General features: G+C 65.0%; 21 protein-coding genes. 13 read left to right on the top strand and 8 right to left on the bottom strand.

The window, feature by feature from the left end; genetic code table 11:
* Positions 1–178 precede the first annotated feature (178 nt).
* On the top strand, positions 179–424 hold the full coding sequence (locus FJ942_RS24220) for a hypothetical protein (protein ID WP_140566655.1): 246 nt from the start codon (positions 179–181) through the stop codon (positions 422–424).
* Positions 425–426: 2 nt separating this feature from the next.
* Here FJ942_RS24220 and FJ942_RS24225 read toward each other — a convergent pair whose 3' ends face one another.
* Positions 427–1,065, bottom strand: coding sequence for a DNA-3-methyladenine glycosylase I (locus FJ942_RS24225; RefSeq protein WP_140899190.1), 639 nt, complete (start codon positions 1,063–1,065; stop codon positions 427–429).
* A 214-nt stretch (positions 1,066–1,279) separates the two neighbouring features.
* On the opposite strand from FJ942_RS24225, the gene FJ942_RS24230 reads away from it, so the two are divergent.
* Entirely contained in the window at positions 1,280–2,014 is a 735-nt protein-coding gene (locus tag FJ942_RS24230) for a L,D-transpeptidase (RefSeq protein WP_140515038.1), read from the top strand.
* 252 nt (positions 2,015–2,266) lie between these two features.
* Positions 2,267–3,187: a bifunctional 5,10-methylenetetrahydrofolate dehydrogenase/5,10-methenyltetrahydrofolate cyclohydrolase gene (locus FJ942_RS24235; RefSeq protein WP_140498366.1), complete on the top strand. Its 921-nt coding sequence runs from the start codon at positions 2,267–2,269 to the stop codon at positions 3,185–3,187.
* A gap of 14 nt (positions 3,188–3,201) precedes the next feature.
* On the opposite strand, the gene glcF is transcribed toward FJ942_RS24235, so the two are convergent.
* The 4 genes from glcF to FJ942_RS24260 form a co-directional block, all read right to left on the bottom strand.
* The gene (glcF, locus tag FJ942_RS24240; RefSeq protein WP_140899193.1) at positions 3,202–4,527 is read right to left on the bottom strand and encodes a glycolate oxidase subunit GlcF; all 1,326 of its coding nucleotides are present in this window, start codon (positions 4,525–4,527) and stop codon (positions 3,202–3,204) included.
* Between the two features lie 10 nt (positions 4,528–4,537).
* Positions 4,538–5,743, bottom strand: a complete 1,206-nt coding sequence (glcE, locus tag FJ942_RS24245; RefSeq protein ID WP_140899195.1) for a glycolate oxidase subunit GlcE — start codon at positions 5,741–5,743, stop codon at positions 4,538–4,540.
* A gap of 223 nt (positions 5,744–5,966) precedes the next feature.
* A complete protein-coding gene (locus tag FJ942_RS24255) occupies positions 5,967–7,463 on the bottom strand; it encodes an FAD-linked oxidase C-terminal domain-containing protein (protein ID WP_140560402.1) in 1,497 nt (498 codons plus the stop codon).
* Positions 7,464–7,623: 160 nt separating this feature from the next.
* Positions 7,624–8,946: a DUF3422 family protein gene (locus FJ942_RS24260; protein ID WP_140899197.1), complete on the bottom strand. Its 1,323-nt coding sequence runs from the start codon at positions 8,944–8,946 to the stop codon at positions 7,624–7,626.
* 210 nt (positions 8,947–9,156) lie between these two features.
* Between FJ942_RS24260 and FJ942_RS24265 the strand changes: the two genes are divergently transcribed.
* The 3 genes from FJ942_RS24265 to FJ942_RS24275 are packed head-to-tail and all read left to right on the top strand — an operon-like array spanning position 9,157 to position 11,929.
* Positions 9,157–9,960 carry an FCD domain-containing protein gene (locus FJ942_RS24265; protein WP_140515030.1) on the top strand — a complete coding sequence of 268 codons (804 nt, stop codon included), beginning with the start codon at positions 9,157–9,159 and terminating at the stop codon, positions 9,958–9,960.
* Positions 9,961–9,985: 25 nt separating this feature from the next.
* On the top strand, positions 9,986–11,122 hold the full coding sequence (locus FJ942_RS24270) for an alpha-hydroxy acid oxidase (RefSeq protein WP_140515028.1): 1,137 nt from the start codon (positions 9,986–9,988) through the stop codon (positions 11,120–11,122).
* 39 nt (positions 11,123–11,161) lie between these two features.
* Complete coding sequence (locus FJ942_RS24275) at positions 11,162–11,929, top strand: metallophosphoesterase family protein (RefSeq protein ID WP_140498373.1); 768 nt, start codon at positions 11,162–11,164, stop codon at positions 11,927–11,929.
* A gap of 40 nt (positions 11,930–11,969) precedes the next feature.
* Here FJ942_RS24275 and FJ942_RS24280 read toward each other — a convergent pair whose 3' ends face one another.
* Together FJ942_RS24280 and FJ942_RS24285 are read right to left on the bottom strand one after the other, a co-directional pair.
* Positions 11,970–12,110, bottom strand: a complete 141-nt coding sequence (locus FJ942_RS24280) for a hypothetical protein (RefSeq protein WP_181165325.1) — start codon at positions 12,108–12,110, stop codon at positions 11,970–11,972.
* A 281-nt stretch (positions 12,111–12,391) separates the two neighbouring features.
* Positions 12,392–13,090 (bottom strand): type 1 glutamine amidotransferase, encoded by a 699-nt coding sequence (locus FJ942_RS24285; protein ID WP_140498543.1) that lies wholly within the window; start codon positions 13,088–13,090, stop codon positions 12,392–12,394.
* 88 nt (positions 13,091–13,178) lie between these two features.
* On the opposite strand from FJ942_RS24285, the gene FJ942_RS24290 reads away from it, so the two are divergent.
* The 4 genes from FJ942_RS24290 (at position 13,179) to FJ942_RS24305 (ending at position 17,371) form a co-directional block, all read left to right on the top strand.
* On the top strand, positions 13,179–13,841 hold the full coding sequence (locus tag FJ942_RS24290) for a hypothetical protein (protein WP_140581216.1): 663 nt from the start codon (positions 13,179–13,181) through the stop codon (positions 13,839–13,841).
* 31 nt (positions 13,842–13,872) lie between these two features.
* Positions 13,873–14,607, top strand: coding sequence for a 16S rRNA (uracil(1498)-N(3))-methyltransferase (locus tag FJ942_RS24295; protein ID WP_140899199.1), 735 nt, complete (start codon positions 13,873–13,875; stop codon positions 14,605–14,607).
* 244 nt (positions 14,608–14,851) lie between these two features.
* Positions 14,852–16,225 (top strand): glutamate--cysteine ligase, encoded by a 1,374-nt coding sequence (locus FJ942_RS24300; RefSeq protein ID WP_140515023.1) that lies wholly within the window; start codon positions 14,852–14,854, stop codon positions 16,223–16,225.
* A gap of 99 nt (positions 16,226–16,324) precedes the next feature.
* Positions 16,325–17,371: a DUF937 domain-containing protein gene (locus FJ942_RS24305; RefSeq protein ID WP_140524802.1), complete on the top strand. Its 1,047-nt coding sequence runs from the start codon at positions 16,325–16,327 to the stop codon at positions 17,369–17,371.
* A 168-nt stretch (positions 17,372–17,539) separates the two neighbouring features.
* On the opposite strand, the gene FJ942_RS24310 is transcribed toward FJ942_RS24305, so the two are convergent.
* Positions 17,540–17,830: a DUF1127 domain-containing protein gene (locus tag FJ942_RS24310; protein WP_140524803.1), complete on the bottom strand. Its 291-nt coding sequence runs from the start codon at positions 17,828–17,830 to the stop codon at positions 17,540–17,542.
* Between the two features lie 177 nt (positions 17,831–18,007).
* Between FJ942_RS24310 and FJ942_RS24315 the strand changes: the two genes are divergently transcribed.
* The 3 genes from FJ942_RS24315 to FJ942_RS24325 all read left to right on the top strand — a co-directional run bounded on the left by FJ942_RS24315 (position 18,008) and on the right by FJ942_RS24325 (position 21,799).
* Positions 18,008–18,964, top strand: a complete 957-nt coding sequence (locus FJ942_RS24315; RefSeq protein WP_140552395.1) for a LysR substrate-binding domain-containing protein — start codon at positions 18,008–18,010, stop codon at positions 18,962–18,964.
* Between the two features lie 76 nt (positions 18,965–19,040).
* Positions 19,041–20,672, top strand: a complete 1,632-nt coding sequence (gene xseA, locus FJ942_RS24320; protein ID WP_140899201.1) for an exodeoxyribonuclease VII large subunit — start codon at positions 19,041–19,043, stop codon at positions 20,670–20,672.
* A gap of 8 nt (positions 20,673–20,680) precedes the next feature.
* Entirely contained in the window at positions 20,681–21,799 is a 1,119-nt protein-coding gene (locus tag FJ942_RS24325; protein WP_140899203.1) for a P1 family peptidase, read from the top strand.
* Positions 21,800–21,849: the final 50 nt, after the last annotated feature.

Here is a 21,849-nt window from a genome sequence, read left to right on the forward strand (position 1 = left end):
CGAACAGGTCCTACCGGGCAAGGCCGGCGGCAGGCGCTGTCTCCATGCATGCGAGAAGGCACGCGGGCGTTCGCCGAAACAAAAACGCGCCGAAAATGAAACAATCCCGCCATCGGCGCGGCATCGTGCCGACATAATCGAGGCCGATACAGCGCACCGCAATGGAGGGGTTCGGGACATGATGAGCGCGGTGGAATTTCACGACAACAGGGATGCGGGCGACATGCCGGCACGCCTGCGCGCCGCAGATGTCCAAGCTCCCAGCATGATCGGCCAGCCGGCCGGACCGTTCGAGGTACACGCCGATACCGGACCTTCCCTGCGCGACGCATTGGTGACCGGCCTGCTGGTGATCTATCCAACCGTCGCCACCGTGGTCGCGATCGTCGCCGGCCTGTTCCTGGGTAGTGCCAACGGCGCCTGAGGCTATTTCGGCCGTTTGAAAGCCTTCCGCTCCTTCTCGACCTCCTTGCGGCACACACACCCCTGGAGATGATCGTTGACCAGACCCATCGCCTGCATGAAGGCGTAGACCGTGGTCGGGCCGACGAAGGTCCAGCCGCGCTTCTTCAGATCCTTGGAAATGCGGATCGAGACCGCCGTGGTCGGATTGGCGCGCAGATGGGCGAGGTCGACGACCTGCGGCCGTTCCTCCCTGCCGGGTTCGAACTTCCAGAACCAGGCAGCGAGCGAGCCGAATTCATCGGCCATTTCGCGGGCACGCCTGGCGTTGTTGATGGTTGAGACGATCTTGCCGCGATGGCGGATGATGCCGGCATCGCCGAGCAGGCGCTCGACGTCCTTGTCGGTGAAGGCGGCGACCTTGTCGAAATCGAAGCCGGCGAAAGCGGCGCGAAAATTCTCCCGCTTGCGCAGGATGGTCAGCCAGGACAGGCCCGACTGGAAACCTTCGAGACAGATCTTCTCGAACAGCCGGCGGTCGTCCGCCACCGGGCGGCCCCATTCATGGTCATGGTAATGCAGGTAGTCGGGCAGATTGCCGTGCCAGAAGCAGCGCGCGACACCGTCGGGTCCGGCGAGAAGGCCGGTTTGTTCCTTGTCCATGGCGAGAATTCCATTCGTTAACGCGCTGGTTGCGCTGCTTTACCTTGGCTTTACCAGATTCCTGAACGCGGCGGTAACCACACCAAAAGGTTTACCGACAGTTCCGCATTTTACACATTCCGATTCATGTTTCGGTTGCTGTTCCCGCGCCAATGATCGCTGAACCGGGAGGTCGTTTCCACCCGGTTTGTCAGACGATCAAGGTGCTTTCCCGATGAAGAGAGTTTTGTTTTCCGTGCTCGGCGCCGTGGCTGCGTTTGCCGCAGGCGTCACACCTTCCACGGCCGGAGACCGCTATGCCGACAGACCGCCGGTGATGGTGAGCCCCGACCTTTCCGCCCCCTGGGTGCTGCAGCTTGGCCAAGCGCCGGGGATCGTGCGGCAGAACCGGCAGGTCGCGCAGCAGCCGCGCCCGCGTTATGCGCAGCCCGACCGCGTGCAAACGGCGGCCGTGCAGGCCCCGGCCAAGCGCATGGTCGCGCGCCCGCAGATCAATCCGATCTACCTGCCGCAGGAAGTCGCCTATGACGGCTCCCAGAAGCCGGGCACCATCGTCATCGATACGACCCAGAACTTCCTCTATCTGGTCGAGAAGGACGGCAAGGCGCGGCGCTATGGCGTCGGCACCGGCAAGCCGGGCTTCGAATGGTCGGGCACGCACAAGATCACCAACAAGCGGGTCTGGCCGGACTGGCGCCCGCCGGCCGCGATGATCAAGCGCGAGGCCGCCAAGGGGCGTTACCTGCCAACCTACCTGGCCGGGGGCATGGAGAACCCGCTCGGCGCGCGCGCGCTCTATCTCGGTAGTACGGAATATCGCATCCACGGCACCAACCAGCCCTGGACGATCGGCGGCGCCGTGTCGTCGGGCTGCATCCGCATGCGCAACGAGGATGTCGTCGACCTTTATGAACGGGTCGATGTCGGAACCACTGTCGAGGTGATATAATAGTTGCTGCGAATCACCCGATCCGGAAGCGCAGCGCTTCCCGGGATCGGAAGGAATAACGGGGGACGGGCCGTATGGGGATGCGGCCGGTCAGAAAGGGCGGCACGGGAAACCGTGCTGCCCTTTCCGTTTCGGACGAAGCACTGCCGCGCCCGCACGTCGCGCAAAAGGCATGACGGTTCGCATTCGTGCTGCCATTGCCGCTGTTCTTTTGCTATGGCAAGGCAACGCTCAGGTCAGAAGAGTCCGATCATGTCACTGTCCGACGACAGCCGCTATCTCAAGGGCGGCCCGGTTGCCCGGCGCATCATCGCCGCCGTGCGCGAGGATGCGGCGATCGCAAGGGCCGAAGGGTTCCCGCCCAAACTGGTGTCGATCACCGTCGGCGATACGGCGGCGGTGGATGTCTATGTACGAAACCAGCGCGCCAAGGCAGAGCTGGCGGACATCGATTTCGACGAACGGCGCTTTCCCGCCACCATCACCGCGGGCGAACTGGAAGCGGCGATCCACGGCCTGAACGCCGATCCGCGCGTTACCGGCATCATCATCCAGCGGCCGGTGCCGGCACATATCCCGATCAGGACGTTGCAGGCGGCGGTGCATCCGCTGAAGGACGTCGAAGGCATGCATCCGGCCTCGATCGGCAACATCGTCTACAACCAGCTCGATCTGGCGCCCTGCACGGCGGCCGCCTCGGTCGAGTTGCTCAAGGAAACCGGCCTCGACCTCAAGGGCCTGGAAGTGGTGATGGTCGGCCACTCCGAGATCGTCGGCAAGCCGATCGCCTTCCTCTTGATGAGCGAAGGCGCGACGGTCACGGTCTGCCACCACATGACGCGCTCGGTCGCCGCACACGCGCGCCGCGCCGATGCGCTGTTCGTCGCCGTCGGCAAGCCGCGCCTGATCAAGGCCGACATGGTAAAGCCGGGTGCGGCCGTCATCGACATCGGCATCAATTCCGAGACGCTGCCGGACGGTTCCACCCGTATCGTCGGGGACGTCGACACCGACAGCGTGAAGGACGTGGCCTCCTGGATCACTCCGGTGCCGGGCGGCGTCGGTCCGATCACCGTTGCGATCCTGCTGCGCAACACGATGGTGGCGCTCAGCCGCCAGCGCGCGCTCTACGAGGCGACCTACGGCACGATCGACAGGCTGGCGGCCGAATAACGCCGGGGCGGCCCCTACTCAGCGGCGATCAGGCCGGGTTCCGCGACACCTTCCGGCCTCGGCCCGCCATAGGCCCAGTCGAGCAGCTTGATCGTATGCACCACCGGCAGCTTCGCGGCAGACGCGATCTGCGTTATGCAGCCGATATTGCCGGTGGCGACGACCGAAGCGCCGGTAGCCTCGATGTTTTTCACCTTGCGGTCGCGCAGCCCGGCCGAAATATCCGGCTGCAAGATGTTGTAGGTGCCGGCCGAACCGCAGCACAAATGCCCTTCGCGCGGCTCGCGCACGATGAAACCGGCTTTGGCCAGCAATTCCCTAGGCTGGCGGGTGATCTTCTGGCCGTGCTGCATCGAACAGGCCGAATGATAGGCGACGACCGTGCCCGGCTTGCGCACCGGTTCGGGCAGGTCGATGGCGGTCAGGTATTCGGTAATGTCCTTGGCCAGCGCGGAGACACGTGCAGCCTTTTCGGCGTAGGCCGGATCAAGCCGCAGCATGAAACCGTAATCCTTGATGGTCGTACCGCAGCCCGACGCGGTGATGATGATGGCATCGATCCCGCCTTGTTCAATCGCGCGGGTCCAGGCATCAACATTTTGCCTTGCAGAAGCAAGGGCGGCTTGCTCGCGGCCCATGTGATGGACGAGCGCGCCGCAACAGCCCTCGCCCGGCGGCACCACGACCTCGACGCCAAGCCGCGTCAGCAGTGAAATGGTCGTGTCGTTGATGGCGGGATCGAGCACCGATTGCGCGCAACCGGTGAGGATGGCGACGCGGCCCCTCTTCGCCCCCTGCCCGGTATGGGTGCCCGGCGAAGCCATCGGCGATGCTCCCGGGATCGATTCCGGCGCGAGCTTGAGCATTGCGCCAAGCGGCTTCAATGCCGGGATCTTCTCGAACAGGCCGATGAACGGCTTGCCCAGTTTCGCCAATTTGAGCGCGGCGCGAAAACGCCGGGGATAGGGCAGGACGAAGGCCAGCATGGCGCGGGTCAGGCGATCGAGCAGCGGCCGCCTATAGGTCTGCTGGATATGGGCGCGGGCATGGTCGACCAGATGCATGTAGTTGACGCCAGACGGGCAGGTGGTCATGCAGGCGAGGCAGGAAAGGCAGCGATCGATATGGGTGACGATCTCTTTGTCGGCCGGGCGGCCGTTTTCCAGCATGTCCTTGATCAGGTAGATGCGCCCGCGCGGTGAATCGAGCTCGTTGCCCAGCGTCACATAGGTTGGACAGGTGGCGGTGCAGAAGCCGCAATGCACGCATTTACGCAGGATTTTTTCCGACTCGGCGACATGCGGGTCGGCAAGCTGGGCAAGCGAAAAATTGGTCTGCATCTCTGATGTCCTAGGCCATGCGGCCGGGATTGAGGATGTTCTTGGGGTCGAATTCCTGCTTCAGCCGCTGGCTGAGCGCAGCCAGCGCCGGAGCCTGCGGCTCGAACACCGGCAGAGCGGCGCGATGCGAAGGAGCCGCGCGCACCAACGTCGCATGACCGCCGCCATGTTTTCTCAGAAGTCCGCGCAGCAGCGTCGCTTCCGGGTCACCCCCCGCCATGCGCAGCCACACCAGTCCGCCCTGCCAGTCATAGAAGGCGCTGACGGCAGCCTGCATGCGCAGCGTGAAAACCATCTGGTGCGCCTGGGCAGGCGCCATCGATACGCGCCAGACCGGTTTGTCGCTGTTGTCCGCGAAAGGCCTGCAATCGCGCACGTCACGCCACAGGGCAGCCGACGCTTCGCTGGAAATCTCTTCGAGTGGTCCGGCATTTCCGAGCAACGTCTTCAGCGCGGCGATGCGATAGACGACGGAGGGGCCAAAACCTTCCACCCGCAGCAGCGTGGCTGCATCATTGCCGAGCACGCCTGCGGCAACCCGTGCGGCAATCCGCTCCGGCAGGTGCGCGGCGCTCGATACTTCCGCGCTGGAGCCGAGCGCCAGCGCCATCGCCGCGGCGGCCGCATCGTCGAGCAGGCCGCGGACGGCGAGCGTGACCTCGGTCTCGGCCGATGGCAGCACCTTGAAGGTGACGTCGGTGAACACCGCCAGCGTGCCCCAGCTGTTGGCCATCAGCTTGGACAAATCGTACCCGGTGACGTTCTTGACCACGCGGCCGCCGGATTTGAATGCCTCGCCGCGGCCGGACACCACGTTGATGCCCAGGATATGGTCGCGCGCCGCCCCCGCCTTCAGCCGGCGCGGGCCGGAGAGGTTCGCTGCAAGCGCACCACCAAGCGTGCCCTTGCCCGGCTCGCCGCCGAGCAGCGGGCCGTAATCCATCGGCTCGAAAGCGAGTTGCTGGCCGTTTTGCGCCAGCAGCGTCTCGATTTCGGCCAGCGGCGTGCCGGCCTTTGCGGACAGCACCAGTTCGGCGGGCTCATAGAGCGTGACGCCGGAGAGCTTCGAAAGGTCGAGCGTGTGCTCGGTCTGCAGCGGACGACCGATGCCGCGCTTGGAGCCGTGGCCGAGGATTTCGAGCGGCGAGCCTTCCGCCGCCGCCCAGGCAACGGTGGAGAGCACTTCGGAAGGGGTGGTGGGAGTGAAGGTGGTCATGGCGCCGATGCGCCATATGCAAATGCGGAAAAGCCGCGTTCCTTCGCGCCCCCCTTTGTCCTGCCGGACATCTCCCCCTCAAGGGGGGAGATTGGATGCCGCGCCGGGTTTCGCCAATCTCCAGCGTTGGCGGAAGGGCGAAGCGACGAAGCTGCCAATCTCCCCCCGTGAGGGGGAGATGTCCGGCAGGACAGAGGGGGGCGTTCAGGCGCTGACATAACCCTCAAAACCTCGGAATGTCCGGAAACGCCAACTCTCCGCGATGCACATGCATGCGCCCCAGCTCCGCGCAGCGGCGCAGTTGCGGGAACACCTTTCCCGGGTTGAGCAGATGATTGGGATCGAAGGCGCATTTGACCCGCATCTGCTGGTCGAGGTCGATCTGGTTGAACATTTCCGGCATCAGGTCGCGTTTCTCGACGCCCACCCCATGCTCGCCGGTCAAGACGCCGCCGACCTTGACGCACAGCCGCAATATGTCGGCGCCGAAACTCTCGGCCTTGTCGAGTTCGCCCGGCACGTTGGCGTCATAGAGGATCAGCGGATGCAAATTGCCGTCGCCGGCATGGAAGACATTGGCGACGCCGAGCCCGTATTTTTCGGAGAGCTCGCGCATGCCGGCCAGCACGCGCGGCAGTTCCTTGCGCGGGATGGTGCCGTCCATGCAGTAATAGTCGGGCGAGATGCGGCCGACCGCGGGGAAGGCTGCCTTGCGCCCTGCCCAGAAGCTCAGCCGCTCCTGCTCCGACTGCGAAATGCGGCAGGTGGTCGAACCGTTGCGGATGGCGATCGCCTCGACTGCGGTGATGAGATGATCGACCTCGACGCCCGGCCCGTCGAGCTCGACGATCAGCAGCGCCTCGACATCCAGGGGATATCCGGCATGGACGAAATCCTCCGCCGCGTGGATCGCCGGGCGGTCCATCATCTCCATGCCGCCCGGAATGATGCCGGCGCCGATGATGTCGGCGACGCATTGGCCACCCTGCTCGCTGGTCGGGAAGCCGATCAGCAGCGCACGTGCCGTCTCCGGCTTCTTCAAAATGCGCACGGTGACTTCGGTGACGACGCCCAGCAGGCCTTCGGAGCCGGTCATGACGCCGAGCAGGTCGTAGCCCTCCGCGTCCAGATGCCTGCCGCCGAGCCGCACCACCTCGCCGCTCATCAGCACCATCTCGATGCCGAGCACATTGTTGGCGGTCAGGCCGTATTTCAGGCAGTGCACGCCGCCGGAATTTTCGGCGACATTGCCGCCGATCGAGCAGGCGATCTGGGAAGATGGGTCGGGGGCGTAGTAAAAACCCTCCTGCTCGACGGCGGTGGTGATGCCGAGATTGGTGACGCCCGGCTGGGCGACGACGATGCGATTGGGGAAATCGATCTCGATAATGCGGTTGAAGCGGCTCATGACCAGGAGCACCGCGTCCTCCAGCGGCAGCGCGCCGCCCGACAGCGAGGTGCCGGAGCCGCGCGGCACGACGCGGATGTTGCGGTCATTGCAGTATTTCAGCACGCGCGAAACCTGTGCCACCGTTTCGGGAAGCACCACGACCAATGGCAATTGCCGGTAGGCGGTCAGGCCATCGCTCTCGAAGGCGCGCATTTCGTTGGCCGCGTCGACCACACCCTCGCCCGGCACGATAATGCGCATGTCGGCGACGATCTCGCCGCGCCGGCGCATCGTGGCGTCGTCTGGCTTGGGCATGGCAAGCCCGGACATCGGCAGCCTCATCTCGCGTGACTGGTCAAAATCTTTTACCAGTGAAGAGCGTCGGTTGCAAACCCCGCTTTGACCGAGAGCGGACACGGACGCAACGGACGCCTTCCGTAGCGGCAATCTGCCGCTGGTGCGCTTTATCCTGTGGGAAGTAAAGGCGCGCCTACTCGCCCGGATGTTTCGTCGGCTCGGAATGCATGCGCCGCACCCGCCGCACGCCCCACCAGACCAGCAGGATGGCGAGCGGCACGCACGCCGCCGTGACCACTTCGGGCGCGAAGGCATGGCCGAAGATCGAGGCGCCCTTGGCGACATAGCCGACGAGGCCGACGACATAGTAGGAAACGGCCGCGACCGACAGGCCTTCGACGGTCTGCTGCAGGCGCAGTTGCAACCGGGCGCGATTGTTCATCGAGGCGAGCAGGTCGCGGTTCTGCTTCTCGACCTCGACATCGACCCAGGTGCGCAGCAGCGTGGTGGCGCGCGTCAGCTTGCGCGACAGGTTGGCCTGACGCTCCTCGACCGAACGGCAGGTGCGCATGGCAGGCGCCATGCGCCGCCGCAGGAACCCCGCCCAGGTGTCATATCCCTGTACGGCTTCTTCCTCGAGCGCTTCCAGCCTTTCGCCGACGATGCCGTCATAGGCACGGCTGGCGCCGAAGCGGTAGAGGCTCGACGCCGCGTCGGCTTCCAACTCAGCCGCGAGTTCGGTCAGGTCGGCAAGCAATTTCTGGCTGTCGCGGGTCTCGGCGAGTTTCATCTCCAGCGTGATCTGGGCCAGCCTGTCCTCGATACGGCGGGCGCGACCGGACAAGGCCAGCGCCAACGGCAGGCCGAGCATGGCGAGCGTGCGGTAGGTCTCGATGTCGATCAGCCGCTGCGACAAGGCGCCGGTACTGGCCGGCGTCAGGGCGCGGTCAAGGATCAGCATACGGGTCAGGCCGTCGCCATCCTGGCGGAAATCGGTGACGATTGCAGCATTGCCGCGTTCGACCAGCGAATAGCAGAGGCTGGTCGGATCGAAGCCGGCGATCGACCGCTCGCCCGCCTGCGTCCATTTGCGGATCTCGAGCCGGATGCCTGAAATAACGGTTCCGGGTGGAGAAAATCCGTTGCCGAACGGCGAATCCTCCTGGCCCTTGCCGCCTTCGGCAAGCGGCCCTTCCCACAGATAGGTGGAGAATTCGGTATGCCGCTCCCAGCGCAACGAGCCCTGGCCCCATCTCATGGCGTGATGGCGGGCCTGACGGTCGGGCGCGGCTATGCCGAGCCGGCGCGACAGCTCGGAAAGCACCGAATGATCGACGCCGGCGCCACCCTCGGTCATGAAAGCGAGCTGGATCAGCACACGCGGCTTCTCGACCAGCGGGTGCGGACGGGCATGGACTTCGCCCAGCGCGCCGGGCCGTCCCTCATGCGCCGGAAAGCCGAGCACGCTGCCCTGGGCGCGCGGCTGAAATTCGAGATTGGACGGGTCGTGCGACACGGCTTGTTCCCCGGGTTTCTTTGAACCCTCTTGCAGTTGCGTCCTCTAGAGCCAATAGGCTCCTGACGCAAACAGCAAAGTTTAGCCGAAGAGGATAGGGGCGCGAGCGGGGAAGCCGACACGCTTCGGCCAATTGGATAAATAATTTGACCAGTTGGCGACGCTGGCTTTATCTTGCGCGACACCGGTTCAACACTCCCAGGCATGCCGTTGAGCGACATTTTTTCCAGGATCGAGCACTCGCGAACCGCCGACGAGGTGGTGCAGCAGATCGAAAGCCTCGTCCTCGAAGGCGTGCTGCGCACCGGCGACCGGCTGCCTGGCGAGCGCGAGCTGGCACGCCAGTTCGATGTGTCCCGGCCGATCCTGCGCGACGCGCTGAAGGCGCTCGAGGGACGCGGCCTTTTGACGACGCGGCCGGGCGGCGGCACATATGTCGCCGACATCATCGGCCAGCTGTTCACCAAGCCGGTGGCGGACCTGATCTCGACGCACCGCAAGGCGGTGGCCGATTACCTGGAATATCGCCGCGAGGTGGAGGGGATCGCCGCCGAATATGCGGCGCGGCGCGCCACGCCGGAGGACCTGGCCCTGCTCGACCGCATCATGGCACGCATGGACGAAGCGCACCGCACCGGGGATTTCGACGACGAAGCCGAGATCGACGTCGAATTCCATCATGCGATCTGCGAATGCGCGCACAACATCCTGCTCCTGCATACGCTGCGCTCCTGCTACAGGCTGCTGTCGGAAGGCGTGTTCCAGAACCGGTTGCTAGTGTTCACGGTGCCCGGCGCGCGCGATGCGCTGCTGGCCCAGCACCGGGCGATCCACATCGCGGTCAAGGCCGGCGACCCGGCCGGCGCGCGGCAGGCGGCGATGGACCACATGATCTATGTCGAGCGGTCGATGGCGCAAGCCGAGCGCAGCGGCGACTGGCAGCGCGTATCGCGGCTCAGGCTCAGGCAACGCTCTGAAGCCGGCGATGCCGAACCGGCGCGCAAACGCTCCTGAACGATATCGATCAAGCGGGGACACGATGAGCGACATTCTCACCATTGCCGACCTCAAGGACCTGGCGCGACGGCGCGTGCCCAGGATGTTCTTCGAGTATGCCGATTCCGGCGCATGGACCGAGAGCACCTACCGGGCCAACGAGGAGGACTTCCAGAAGATCAAGTTCCGCCAGCGCGTGCTGGTCGACATGAGCAACCGCTCACTGGAATCGACCATGATCGGCGAGAAGGTGGCCATGCCGGTGGCGCTGGCCCCAACCGGCCTGACCGGCATGCAGCATGCCGACGGCGAGATGCTGGCGGCGCAGGCGGCCGAGGAATTCGGCGTGCCGTTCACGCTGTCGACGATGAGCATCTGCTCGATCGAGGATGTCGCGTCGGTGACGAAGAAGCCGTTCTGGTTCCAGCTTTACGTGCTGCGCGATAAGGACTTCGTGCTCGACCTGATCGACCGGGCAAAAGCGGCGAAATGCTCGGCGTTGGTGCTGACGCTCGACCTGCAGATCCTCGGCCAACGGCACAAGGATGTCCGCAACGGACTTTCGGCGCCGCCCAAGATGACGCTGGCCAACATCGCCAACATCGCGGTCCGTCCGCGCTGGTGGATGCGCATGGCCGGCACGAAGCGCCGCACGTTCCGCAACATCGTCGGCCACGCCAAGGGCGTCGGCGACGTGGCTTCGCTGGCGTCATGGACGACGGAGCAGTTCGACCCGCATCTGTCGTGGAAGGATGTCGCCTGGATCAAGGAACGCTGGGGCGGCAAGCTGATCCTGAAAGGCATTCTCGACAAGGAAGACGCGTTGATGGCCGCTGAAACGGGCGCCGATGCGATCGTGGTTTCCAACCATGGCGGGCGTCAGTTGGACGGCGCATCCTCGTCGATCATGGCGCTGGAGGAAATCGCGGACGCGGTCGGCGACAGGATCGAGGTGCACATGGATGGCGGCATCCGCTCCGGCCAGGACGTGCTGAAGGCACTGTGCCTCGGCGCCAGGGGCACCTATATCGGCCGGCCGTTTCTCTACGGCCTGGGCGCGCTCGGCAAGGAAGGCGTTACCAAGGCGCTGGAAATCATACGTAAGGAGATGGACATCACACTGGCGCTGTGCGGAAAACGTCTGGTGACCGACATGGGCAAGGACCAGATCCGGCGCTAGCCAGGTCGGCGACGGCCTGATCACGGAGACAGCGATACGTTGGCAGAACCCGACATTCATTTCCTGGACGCGCGCGGACCGGACGGCATGCGTCTCTACGCAATCGGCGATGTCCATGGCCGGCTCGATTTGCTGGCAGCCATGCATCAGCGGATCGAGAGCGAGCTCGAATGGAAGCCGGCTCGCGACTGGCGCGTCATCCACCTCGGCGACTATGTCGACCGTGGGCCGGACTCCAAGGACGTCGTCGATTTCCTGATCGAGGCGCGCAAACGCGATCCGCGAAACCTGATGCTTGCCGGCAATCACGATCTCGGCTTTCTCGATTTTCTCGATACCCCAGACCCGGACGGGCTTTTCATGCGCTATGGCGGGGTCCAGACGGCGCTATCCTACGGTGTGCCCCTCGCGGCCGACGCCGGCTGGTTCGGCAGGATGGAGACGATGAGACGGGGGCATCAGGCTCTGCTCGAAGCAGTACCGCAACACCATATCGACTTCCTGCGCTCGCTACCCTTCTCAATCAGCTTCGGCGACTTCTTCTTCTGCCATGCCGGCATCAGGCCAGGCGTTGCCCTGGAGAACCAGAATCCGCAGGATCTGATCTGGATCCGCGACGTTTTCCACGATCACGCCGGCCTTTTCCCGAAGATCGTGGTGCACGGCCACACGCCCGTTCCCGAGGCGGAGGTCATGGCCAACCGCGTCAATGTCGATACGCTCGCCTGGCAATCAGGCATGCTGAGCGCGCTCGTTGTCGAGGACGCCGACAAACGCATTCTGACAATGACAATAAGGGAAGCTTGAGTGGCGCGCGTCGCGGAAACGACGCGAACGGTCCGGCTATTCAGCGCAGCGAAGCGGTGACGCCGTAGCCGTCGACGGCGTTGTGGTTGTTGGCGGCATCGGCCGCATAGATGCCGAGACCGCAAATCACGATGGCGGACATCATGGCAAAGGACAGAAGCGCTGCTTTCACGGACGTCATCTCTTGTTGAGCTTCCTGCATCTGTGCACGAGGCGGTTACCAATGCGTTGAAACCGAAAATACGTCTCAAAGTTTCGACGATTTCGCGCTTCTAGGCACGTTCTGTATCGGCGGTGTGTCGCACGGGCCACACAAAGGTCCATCGCGGTTGCACCGGTGATGCAGAGCGCGCGCCTTCTAGGATGGCGGGCGTACACAAGCCAAGGACGAAACCGGTTTTCCCCAGGCGGATTCACCGCCGCGTGCCAATTATGCCACGCCCTGGTCCGCAGAGATGATGCTCAGATCGTCGCCACCCATGCGCGGGCGATGGCAAGGCCGGCAGCATCGGCATCCGGTCCGTTACGGGCCATTTCGCCCTCGAGCTTGCCGGCCCAGTCGGGGTGGCGCGCTGCAATGATCGGCGCGAAAGAGGTGCTCCAGTCCTTCACCAGCGGCCGATCGGCCTCGAAGTGGAACTGGAAGCCGTAGACGGCGCGGCCGACGCGGAACGCCTGGTTCTCGGCGACATCATTGCCGGCGAGCCGCACGGCGTTTTCAGGCAGCACGAAGGTGTCGTCGTGCCATTGGAAGATCGGGAACTTTTCCGGAAGCTCGGCCAGCACCGGATCGGCCTTGGCGTCCGGCGTCAGCGAAACGCCGCGCCAGCCGAATTCGTTGGCGCCGCCGATGCGGTTCTCGCCGCCGAAGGCGCGGGCAACCAGCTGGCTGCCGAGGCAGATGCCGAGCACCGCGCGGTTCTTGCCGGCGAAATCGCGGGTCAGTTCGAGCAGCGCCGGAAAATAGGGATATTCCTCATCGGCCAGCGCGTTCTGGCCGCCGCCGAGCACCACCATGGCGTCGTGGCCGTTCGCATCATCCGGCAGCGGATCGCCCTTGTAAGGAAGGCGGATGTCGAGATCGGCACCGGCTTCCGCAAGTGCCGCGCCGACCTGGCCGAGGCCGGTGTTGTCGTAGTTCTGGACCACCAGCACCCGCATCGCAAAACCCTGCTGACGTGAAAACGATGCGACGAGCGATATCATGGCGCCGGCATTTCAGCCAAGATGCGGGCGCGCGGAGAAAACTATGCCACTGCAAAACCGGGTCGATCCGTTCGGCGCTATCCACGCCGTGCCCGAGCGCGGCCTGTTCATGGGCAATCGCGGCATCATCCACGATCCCGAGACCAGGACGCTGTTGAAAAAACGCTGGGCGCTTCACGCCTGGATCATCTGCGTCTGCGACTTCGGCGACGTGCGGCGCGAGCCGATGGGCCGCAACCGGCGACGTGATGATCTATCGGGACCCAAGGCGGGCTGGACGGAACTGTTCTTCCTCGACGAGGTGACGGCGCTGGCGGCGGGCCATCGGCCCTGCTTCTTCTGCCGGCGCGAACGGGCCAGGGATTTTGTGGGTCGCTTCGGCGAAGCCTTCGGCATAACGGAGCCGCGCGCGCCGCAGGTCGACAAGCGGCTGCACAAGGAGCGGCTGGCCGCGGGCGGCAAGCCGCCGGTGGTGGCGGCTGACGAGCTTGCAGGCCTGCCCGACGGCACGATGGTCGACCGTGGCGGCAATGCCTACGCCTTGCGTCGCGGCAAGGCGCTGCGCTGGTCGTTTGCAGGATATTGCGGAGCGCAGGATTTCAACGACCTCGCTCATCGGCCGCTGCGGCTGCTGACGCCGCCGACCACGATCGGCGTGCTGAGGCGAGGCTACGAACCCGTCTGGCATCCTTCCGCCAAGGCTTGACGGCAACCGTCGCCTCGCCCATTCCTCGGCCATGCGCGCCAACTACAAGATGCAACGCCTGTTCGTGCCCGACGATCTCGGGCCGGAGATCGAGTTCGACGCCGGCCACCAGCAGAGCCATTATCTCCTGCATGTGCTGCGGCTTGGCGAGGGCGCCGAGGTCCTGTTGTTCAACGGCCGCGACGGCGAATGGTCGGCGGCCATCGCGGCCAGGTCCAAGAAGGCGGTGAAGCTGAGGGTGCTGGCGCGGCAACGGCCGCAGCCGCCGCTGCCCGATCTCGTCTACTGCTTCGCACCGCTGAAGCAGGGCCGGCTCGACTATCTGGTGCAAAAGGCGGTCGAAATGGGCGCCGGCGTGCTGCAGCCGGTCATTACCCAGCACACGCAAGTGGCGAAACCCTCCATCGACCGGTTGCGCGCCAATGTCGTCGAGGCGGCCGAGCAGTGCGGCATACTTGCGGTGCCGCAGGTGCGGGAAGCGGAAAAGTTCGAACGCCTGCTGACCGGCTGGGACAAGGAGCGGCGGCTGATCTTCTGCGACGAGGACGCTTCGACCAACAATCCCCTGCCCGCGCTGCAAGCGGTGAGCGAAAGGAAGCTCGGCCTGCTGGTCGGGCCGGAAGGCGGATTTTCCGACGAAGAGCGCAAGGTGTTGCGCGCTCTGCCTTTCGTTACCGCCATTCCGCTCGGCCCGCGCATCCTGCGCGCCGACACGGCCGCCGTGGCCGCACTGGCGGTGATGCAGGCCACAATCGGCGATTGGTGAGGGTTTCTTCCTTCTCACACAAGGGAGACGGGAAGAGCCGCATCGTTCAATTCCTGTTGACCTCTGGCTCAGGATTTTTCGCTTGATCGGCTACTGACATTTCGTCCATCTAGCGCCGGCGGTCGTCCGGCCGCCCTGCAGTGCCGCGCGTCGACGCGCAAAGGCCGCTGTAGTACTTTGATTTTGGCGCATATCTCGAAAATCGAGGTCGATTTCGGGATCATAGCGCCGCAGGGGCTTGATGATGGCGCGTGACACAACCGATTTCCGGCCGATCGAAGGCATGGACGAACTCGTCGCGCATCTGGCCGAGGGCAACAAGCCGCGGGACAAGTGGCGCATCGGCACCGAGCACGAGAAATTCCCGTTCTACGTCGACGGCAACGGGCCCGTGCCCTATGGCGGCGAGCGCGGCATACGCGCCATCCTCGAAGGCATGCAGTCAAAGCTCGGGTGGGACCCCATCATCGATGACGGCCGCATCATCGGCCTGGTCGAGCCGACCGGCCAGGGCGCGATTTCGCTGGAGCCCGGCGGCCAGTTCGAACTCTCCGGCGCGCCGCTGGAGACGATCCACCAGACCTGCCGCGAGGGCAATGCCCACCTGGCGCAGGTGCGCGAGATCGCCGAGCCGATGGGCATCCGCTTCCTTGGCCTTGGCGGCAGCCCGAAATGGTCGCTGGCCGAGACGCCGAAAATGCCGAAGTCGCGCTACGAGATCATGACGCGCTACATGCCCAAGGTCGGCACCAAGGGCCTCGACATGATGTACCGCACCTGCACGATCCAGGTTAATCTCGACTTCGAGAGCGAGGTGGACATGCGGCGCAAGATGCAGGTGTCGCTGAAGCTGCAGCCGCTGTCGACGGCGCTGTTCGCCAATTCGCCCTTCACGGAAAGCCGGCCGAACGGCTTGCAGAGCTGGCGCGGCGACATCTGGCGCGACACCGACAACCAACGCTCGGGCCTGCTCGAATTCTGCTTCTCGCCCGATTTCGGTTTTGCCGACTATGTCGAATGGGCACTCGACGTGCCGATGTATTTCGTCATCCGCGACGGCCAGTACCACGACATGACGCACGTCACCTTCCGTCAGTTCATGGCCGGGGCCGTCCGCAATGAAATCCCGGACGGATTGCCGACGATGGGCGACTGGGCTAATCATCTGTCGACGCTCTTCCCCGACGTGCGGCTGAAGCGCTTTCTCGAGATGCGCGGCGCCGATGGCGGGCCGTGGCGACGCATCTGCGCCCTTCCGGCCTTCTGGGTCGGGCTGCTTTATGACGAGGCAGCGCTCGATGCGGCGGAGGCGCTGACCTCGAGCTGGACCTACGGGGAAGTGCTGGCGATGCGCAACGCCGTGCCCGAACAAGGCATTTCGGCGCCGTTCCGCAACGCCACGTTGCGCGACATCGCGCGCGACGTGCTCACCATCTCGCGCATGGGGCTGAAGAACCGCGGCAAGAAGAACCGCGACGGCTATGACGAGACCTCGTTCCTCAACACGCTCGACGAGGTCGTGGCGCGCGGCACCACCAGCGCCGAGGAGATGCTGTCGGCCTACCACACACGCTGGGGCGGCTCGATCGAGCCGGTGTTCATGGAATACGCCTATTGACCCTCGGCTTTGAGGCGGCCGAGCTCCTGCAAAAGCCGCTTCAATCGGCGGTGGAAACGAATTAGGCTTCTCCGGCGGGGATTTCCGGAGGAGAGACCAATGCCTTCCTTGTTCGACATGCTGGCACAAGCCCAGAACGGCAGCGGCATGCAGGCGCTTGCCCAACAATACGGGCTCTCGATGCAGCAGACGCAATCTGCGGTGGAGGCGTTGCTGCCTGCCTTTTCGCAAGGACTGAGGCGCAACACCGCCGATCCCTATGGGCTCGGCGCCTTCATGACGGCGATGGCGAGCGGCCAGCACGCCAAGTATTTCGAGGACGCGACCCGGGCCTTCTCGCCGCAAGGCATCAATGAGGGCAACGGCATTCTGGGGCATCTGTTCGGCTCGAAGGATCTGTCGCGCGCGGTTGCCGGCCAGGCGGCGCAAGCGACCGGTATCAGCCAGCAGGTGCTGCAACAGATGTTGCCGGCCCTGGCCTCGATGATGATGGGCGGGCTGTTCAAGCAGACCACCAATCAGTTGGCCGGGGGGCAGATGCAGGCGGCCAGCGGCTTCGGCGCCGCCGGCAGCAATCCGCTGGGCGAGATCATCGAGCAGATGATGCGCCAGGGAGGCGGCCTGGGCGGCGCCCAGGCGCCGGCGCCGCAGCCGAGCCCGCCATCGCAAGACCCGATGGACAACCCGCTTGGCAAGGTGCTGCAGGACATGTTCGGCGGCGGCGTGCCACAGCCGCAAAGCCGATCCCAGCCGCAACCGCAGCAGACACAGAACCCCTTTGGCGACAATCCGCTCGGCAAGGTGCTGCTGGACATGTTCGGCGGTGGCGCGCAGCCGCCGCAGGACCAGCCTCAGCCGCAGCAGACCCAGAGCCCCTATGGCGACAGTCCGCTAGGCAAGATCTTCGAGGAGATGCTGCGGCAGGGTGGCGGTGCATCAGGCGGCGAGCAGCCGGCGCCGCAGCCCCAAGCTCGGCGGCAGCCCCAGGCGCCGCAGCCGCAGGCCAATCCGAGCGGCAGGCCGACGAACCCGTTCGACGATCTGTTTGGCAAGATGTTCGAGACCGGAGCGCAGCAGCGCGACGACTACCAGAAAGGCATGGAGTCGATTTTCGACCAGTTCAAGCGCGGCATGGATCGGCGGTAGCCGTCGCCCAGGTTTTGGCTTTTGCCTAACGCAAAAAGAAAGCCCGGTCCTTGGGAGGACCGGGCAGCGTGCAGGCAGGCCGGCGGGGGACCGGCAGGGAGTGGGAAGCCTGCATAACCTTTGTCGCGCTGACTGATGAAAGGTTCAGCGGGACCGAAATTCAACCGATCAGGCCACCCTGCGGGCGATGTCCTCGATGGTTTCGACGCGATCGCTGGCGATTTCGCGCAGCATCGCCGTCGGATCGCGGCCAAACGGCACGTCGATGGCGACGTGCAGGTCGGCGCGCGTCAGGCCGATATCGGCAAGCTCGGCGTCCGACATCTCGCCGAGGCGATAGAAGGCACGGCGGTTTTTCCAGGCCTGGTAGACATTGGAGACCGCATTAATCACGCGCGTCGCAACGGCCGGACGCGTGGTGATGCGCGAGGTCTCGGTAGCGAAATCAAACGTAACCATGTCGGTCTCCTTCAGACTCGAACGGGCAAAACCAGGCGATCGGCGCTGGCGACAGCGGCCGTTCCGGCTTCGATTCACATGCCTTCATGTGGACATCAGTAATTTGCCATTGCTCGATTGATTAATCCAACGAATGTTTCTAATCTTAAGCATCAACACTAGTGATGGATCATGCCGATGAAAGCGCCGCTCGATCTAGATCAGTTGCAGACCTTCATCTCGATCGCCGACACTGGCAGTTTCACCCGGGCGGCCGAAGAGGTGCACCGCACCCAGTCGGCGGTGTCGATGCAGATGCGCCGGCTAGAGGAGCGGATCGGCAAGCCGCTGTTCGAAAAGGAAGGGCGCAGCAACAGACTGACGGAGGAAGGCGACAAGCTGCTTTCCTACGCAAGACGGCTGCTCTATCTCAACCGCGAAACGCTGGCCGCCTTCGACGACCGGCGGCTCGAAGGCACGATCCGGATCGGTACGCCGGACGACTACGCCGACCGTTTCCTGCCCGAGATCATGGCGCGCTTCACGCGTTCCAATCCACGCGTCGAACTGACCGTCGTCTGCGAACCGACGCCGGGGCTGGTCGAACACATCAAGCGCGGCAATCTCGACCTGGCGTTGGTGACGCATAACGACGTGCGGGGCCAGTCCGAGGTGGTGCGGCGCGAACCGCTGCTGTGGGTCACCTCGGCCAACCACGCCACGCACGAGCAGGAGACGCTGCCGATGGCCTTTGGCCGGCCAAACTGTATCTGGCGGCGCGCCGCCGTCGACGTGCTTGACCAGCAGAACCGCGACTATCGCATCCTGTTCACCAGCTTTTCCGCGACCGTCATCACCGCCGCGGTGTTGTCGGGCCTGGCGATCTCGGTGCTGCCGGAATGCGCGCTCAGGCCCGGCATGCGGGTGCTGGGCGAGGCCGACGGCTTCGGCGCCCTGCCCGACTGCCGCATCGGCATCATGCGCGGCCAAACCTCGCGGCCGGAGATCGTCGATGCACTGGCCCGGCACATTTCCGAAAGCCTGGACAATATCTCGGTGCCGCTTGGCGAAGAGACGGGAACGTTCGATTTCGCGGCACTCGCCTTCAGCAAGATGCGGCGAACCAAGCCGAACCAGATCCTGCCGGGCTGGTAAGCGATCGGACGCATCTGAACGCTGACCTAAAAACAGCCAGCTTGACGCCGGCGCGCAACCACCCCCCAATCGGCCGATGAGCGAAGCAGCATCCGAATCACGCAGCAACGCCACCGAATATACGGTGAGCGAAATATCAGGCGCCCTGAAGCGCACCGTCGAGGATGCCTTCGGCAATGTGCGGGTGCGCGGTGAAATCTCGGGTTATCGCGGGCCGCACTCCTCCGGCCATGCCTATTTCACGCTGAAGGACGACCGCGCGCGGCTCGACGCCGTGGTGTGGAAAGGCACGATGGGCCGGCTGAAATTCCGCCCCGAAGAAGGAATGGAGGTGATCGCCACCGGCAGGCTCACCACATATCCCGGCAAATCCAACTACCAGATCGTGATCGACAATCTGGAACCGGCGGGCGCCGGAGCCTTGATGGCGCTGCTGGAGGAGCGCAAGCGCCGGCTGCAGGCCGAAGGCCTGTTCGAGGGGGGCCGCAAGCGGTTGCTGCCCTTCATGCCGCGCGTCATCGGCGTCGTCACCTCGCCGACGGGGGCCGTCATCCGCGACATCATCCACCGGATCAAGGATCGTTTTCCGCTGCATGTGCTCGTCTGGCCGGTGCGGGTGCAAGGCGAAACCGCGGGCGCCGAGGTGACCGCCGCCGTCGCCGGTTTCAACGCGCTGGCAAGGGATGGCACCATCGAGCGCCCGGACCTGCTGATCGTGGCGCGGGGCGGCGGCAGCCTCGAGGACTTGTGGGGCTTCAACGACGAGGCGCTGGCCCGCGCCGTCGCCGCCTCCGCCATTCCGGTGATTTCGGCCGTCGGCCACGAAACCGACTGGACGCTGATCGACCTCGTCGCGGATGTGAGGGCGCCGACGCCGACGGGGGCGGCCGAAATCGCCGTTCCGGTGAAGGCCGACCTCGAAGCGGCGCTCGCCAGTCTCGGCGCACGGCTCAAGGCTGCGGTTTCGCGCAATTTCGAGCGCAAGCGCCAGTCCGTGCGCGCGGCGGCGCGTGCGCTGCCCTCGCCCGATCAGTTGCTGGCGCTGCCACGTCGTCGCCTCGACGAGGCGGCGAGCCGGCTCGGGCGCGGCCTCATGGTTTCGACCGAACGAAAGCGCGGACGCTTCCTCGCCCTGAAACTGACGCCGGCAATGCTGTCGCAGCGAATTGCCGAGGCGCGGCGGACCAACGAGCGCAATCTCCTGCGGGCACAGGGCGCGTTGCGCACGCTGACGAGGGCCCGGCGCGCGGAGCTCAATCGCGCCGCCGATCAGTTGCCGAAATGCGCCCGGGCGTCGCTGCAGCGGCACCGGCAGCAATTGGCGGCGCTGCAGGGCCGCATCACCATCGAGCCCACGGCGCGGCGGCAGCGGACCCAAAGGGATTTCCTGACCGCGCTGACGCGGCGCAGCACGCATGCGGCATCGCTGAGGCTGGAGCGGCTGCGCAGTCGCGTCGCCCAGGCCGACCGCTTGCTGGCGACGCTGTCGCACAAGGCCGTGCTGGCACGCGGCTTCGCCCTGGTGAAGGATGCCGACGGCGCCGTCGTCAAGCGTGCGGCGGAATTGTCGGCCGGGATGGCGCTGTCCCTGGAGTTCGCCGACGGCACGGCGGATGCTGTCGCGACCAGCGGCTCGGCGCGGCCACGACCGGCCGCCAAAACCGCGACCAAGGCCAAGGAGCCCGGCAGCCAGGGCTCCCTATTCTGAACCGTGACATGACAGACAATCCGCATCATCACAAAACGCCCTCCGGCAAGCCGCGCGCGCGAAGCTTCGGCATCGGCTTCGACGGCACGCCCGGCCCGTTCAACGCGATCACCGACGTGGCTGGAGTGTCGGTCGGTTATTCCACGCTGATTTCAGGCGACGGCCCGCTCGTCGTGGGCCAGGGACCGGTGCGCACCGGCGTGACCGCGATCCTGCCCAGGCCGCGGGCCGACCTTGCCACACCGGTCTTCGCCGGCATCTTCAGTCAGAACGGCAATGGCGAACTGACCGGCTCGCATATCGTCGAGGAGACCGGCGCCTTCAACTTCCCCATCACCGTCACCAACACGCATTCCTGCGGCATTTCGCGCGACGGCACGCTGCGCTGGATGAGCAAGGTGCTGCCAGCCGCACTCGACAGCGGCTGGGGACTGCCGGTGGCAGCGGAAACCTATGACGGCTTCCTCAACGACATCAACGGTCACCATGTGACATCAGGGCATGTTGCCGAGGCGCTCGACGGTGCCGCCAGCGGACCGATCGAGGAAGGCAGCGTCGGCGGCGGCACCGGCATGATCGCCTTCGGCTTCAAGGCCGGTTCGGGCACCGCGTCGCGCATCACCGAATGGCAAGGGCGTGCCTATACTGTCGGCGCCTTCGTGCAGGCGAATTTCGGCAAGCGGCGCAATTTCACGCTTCGAGGCCTGCGCGCCGGGCCGGAGCTCGTCGAACCCGCGATCCGCGAAGGCACGCCACGTGCCGAAAAAGGCTCGATCATCGCCGTTATTGCCACCGACGCACCGTTCCTGCCGCATCAGATGAAGCGGCTGGCCCGCCGTGTGCCGCTCGGCGTCGCCATGACCGGCGGCTTCGGCTATCACAGTTCCGGCGACATCTTCCTCGCCTTCTCTACCGCCAATCCCGACGCGGCCCTGGCGCCGCCGGGCCGGATCGCTCGCGCCGAGTTCATTCCTGACAGCGACATCGATCCGTTCTTCGATGCCGTGGTCCAGGGCGTCGAGGAAGCCGTCCTCAATGCGATGGTCGCCAACGAGGACATGACCGGCCGCGACGGCAATTTCGTGCCGGCGCTGCCGAAGGCGTGGCTGAAGGAGAAATTCGGCTGAGACAAATACGCGGACCGAATGGTCCGCGTATTCATACAGGATTGCTCCTG

Origin of the sequence: Mesorhizobium sp. B2-4-2 (assembly GCF_006442845.1) — a bacterium.
Taxonomy (GTDB): Bacteria; Pseudomonadota; Alphaproteobacteria; order Rhizobiales; family Rhizobiaceae; genus Mesorhizobium.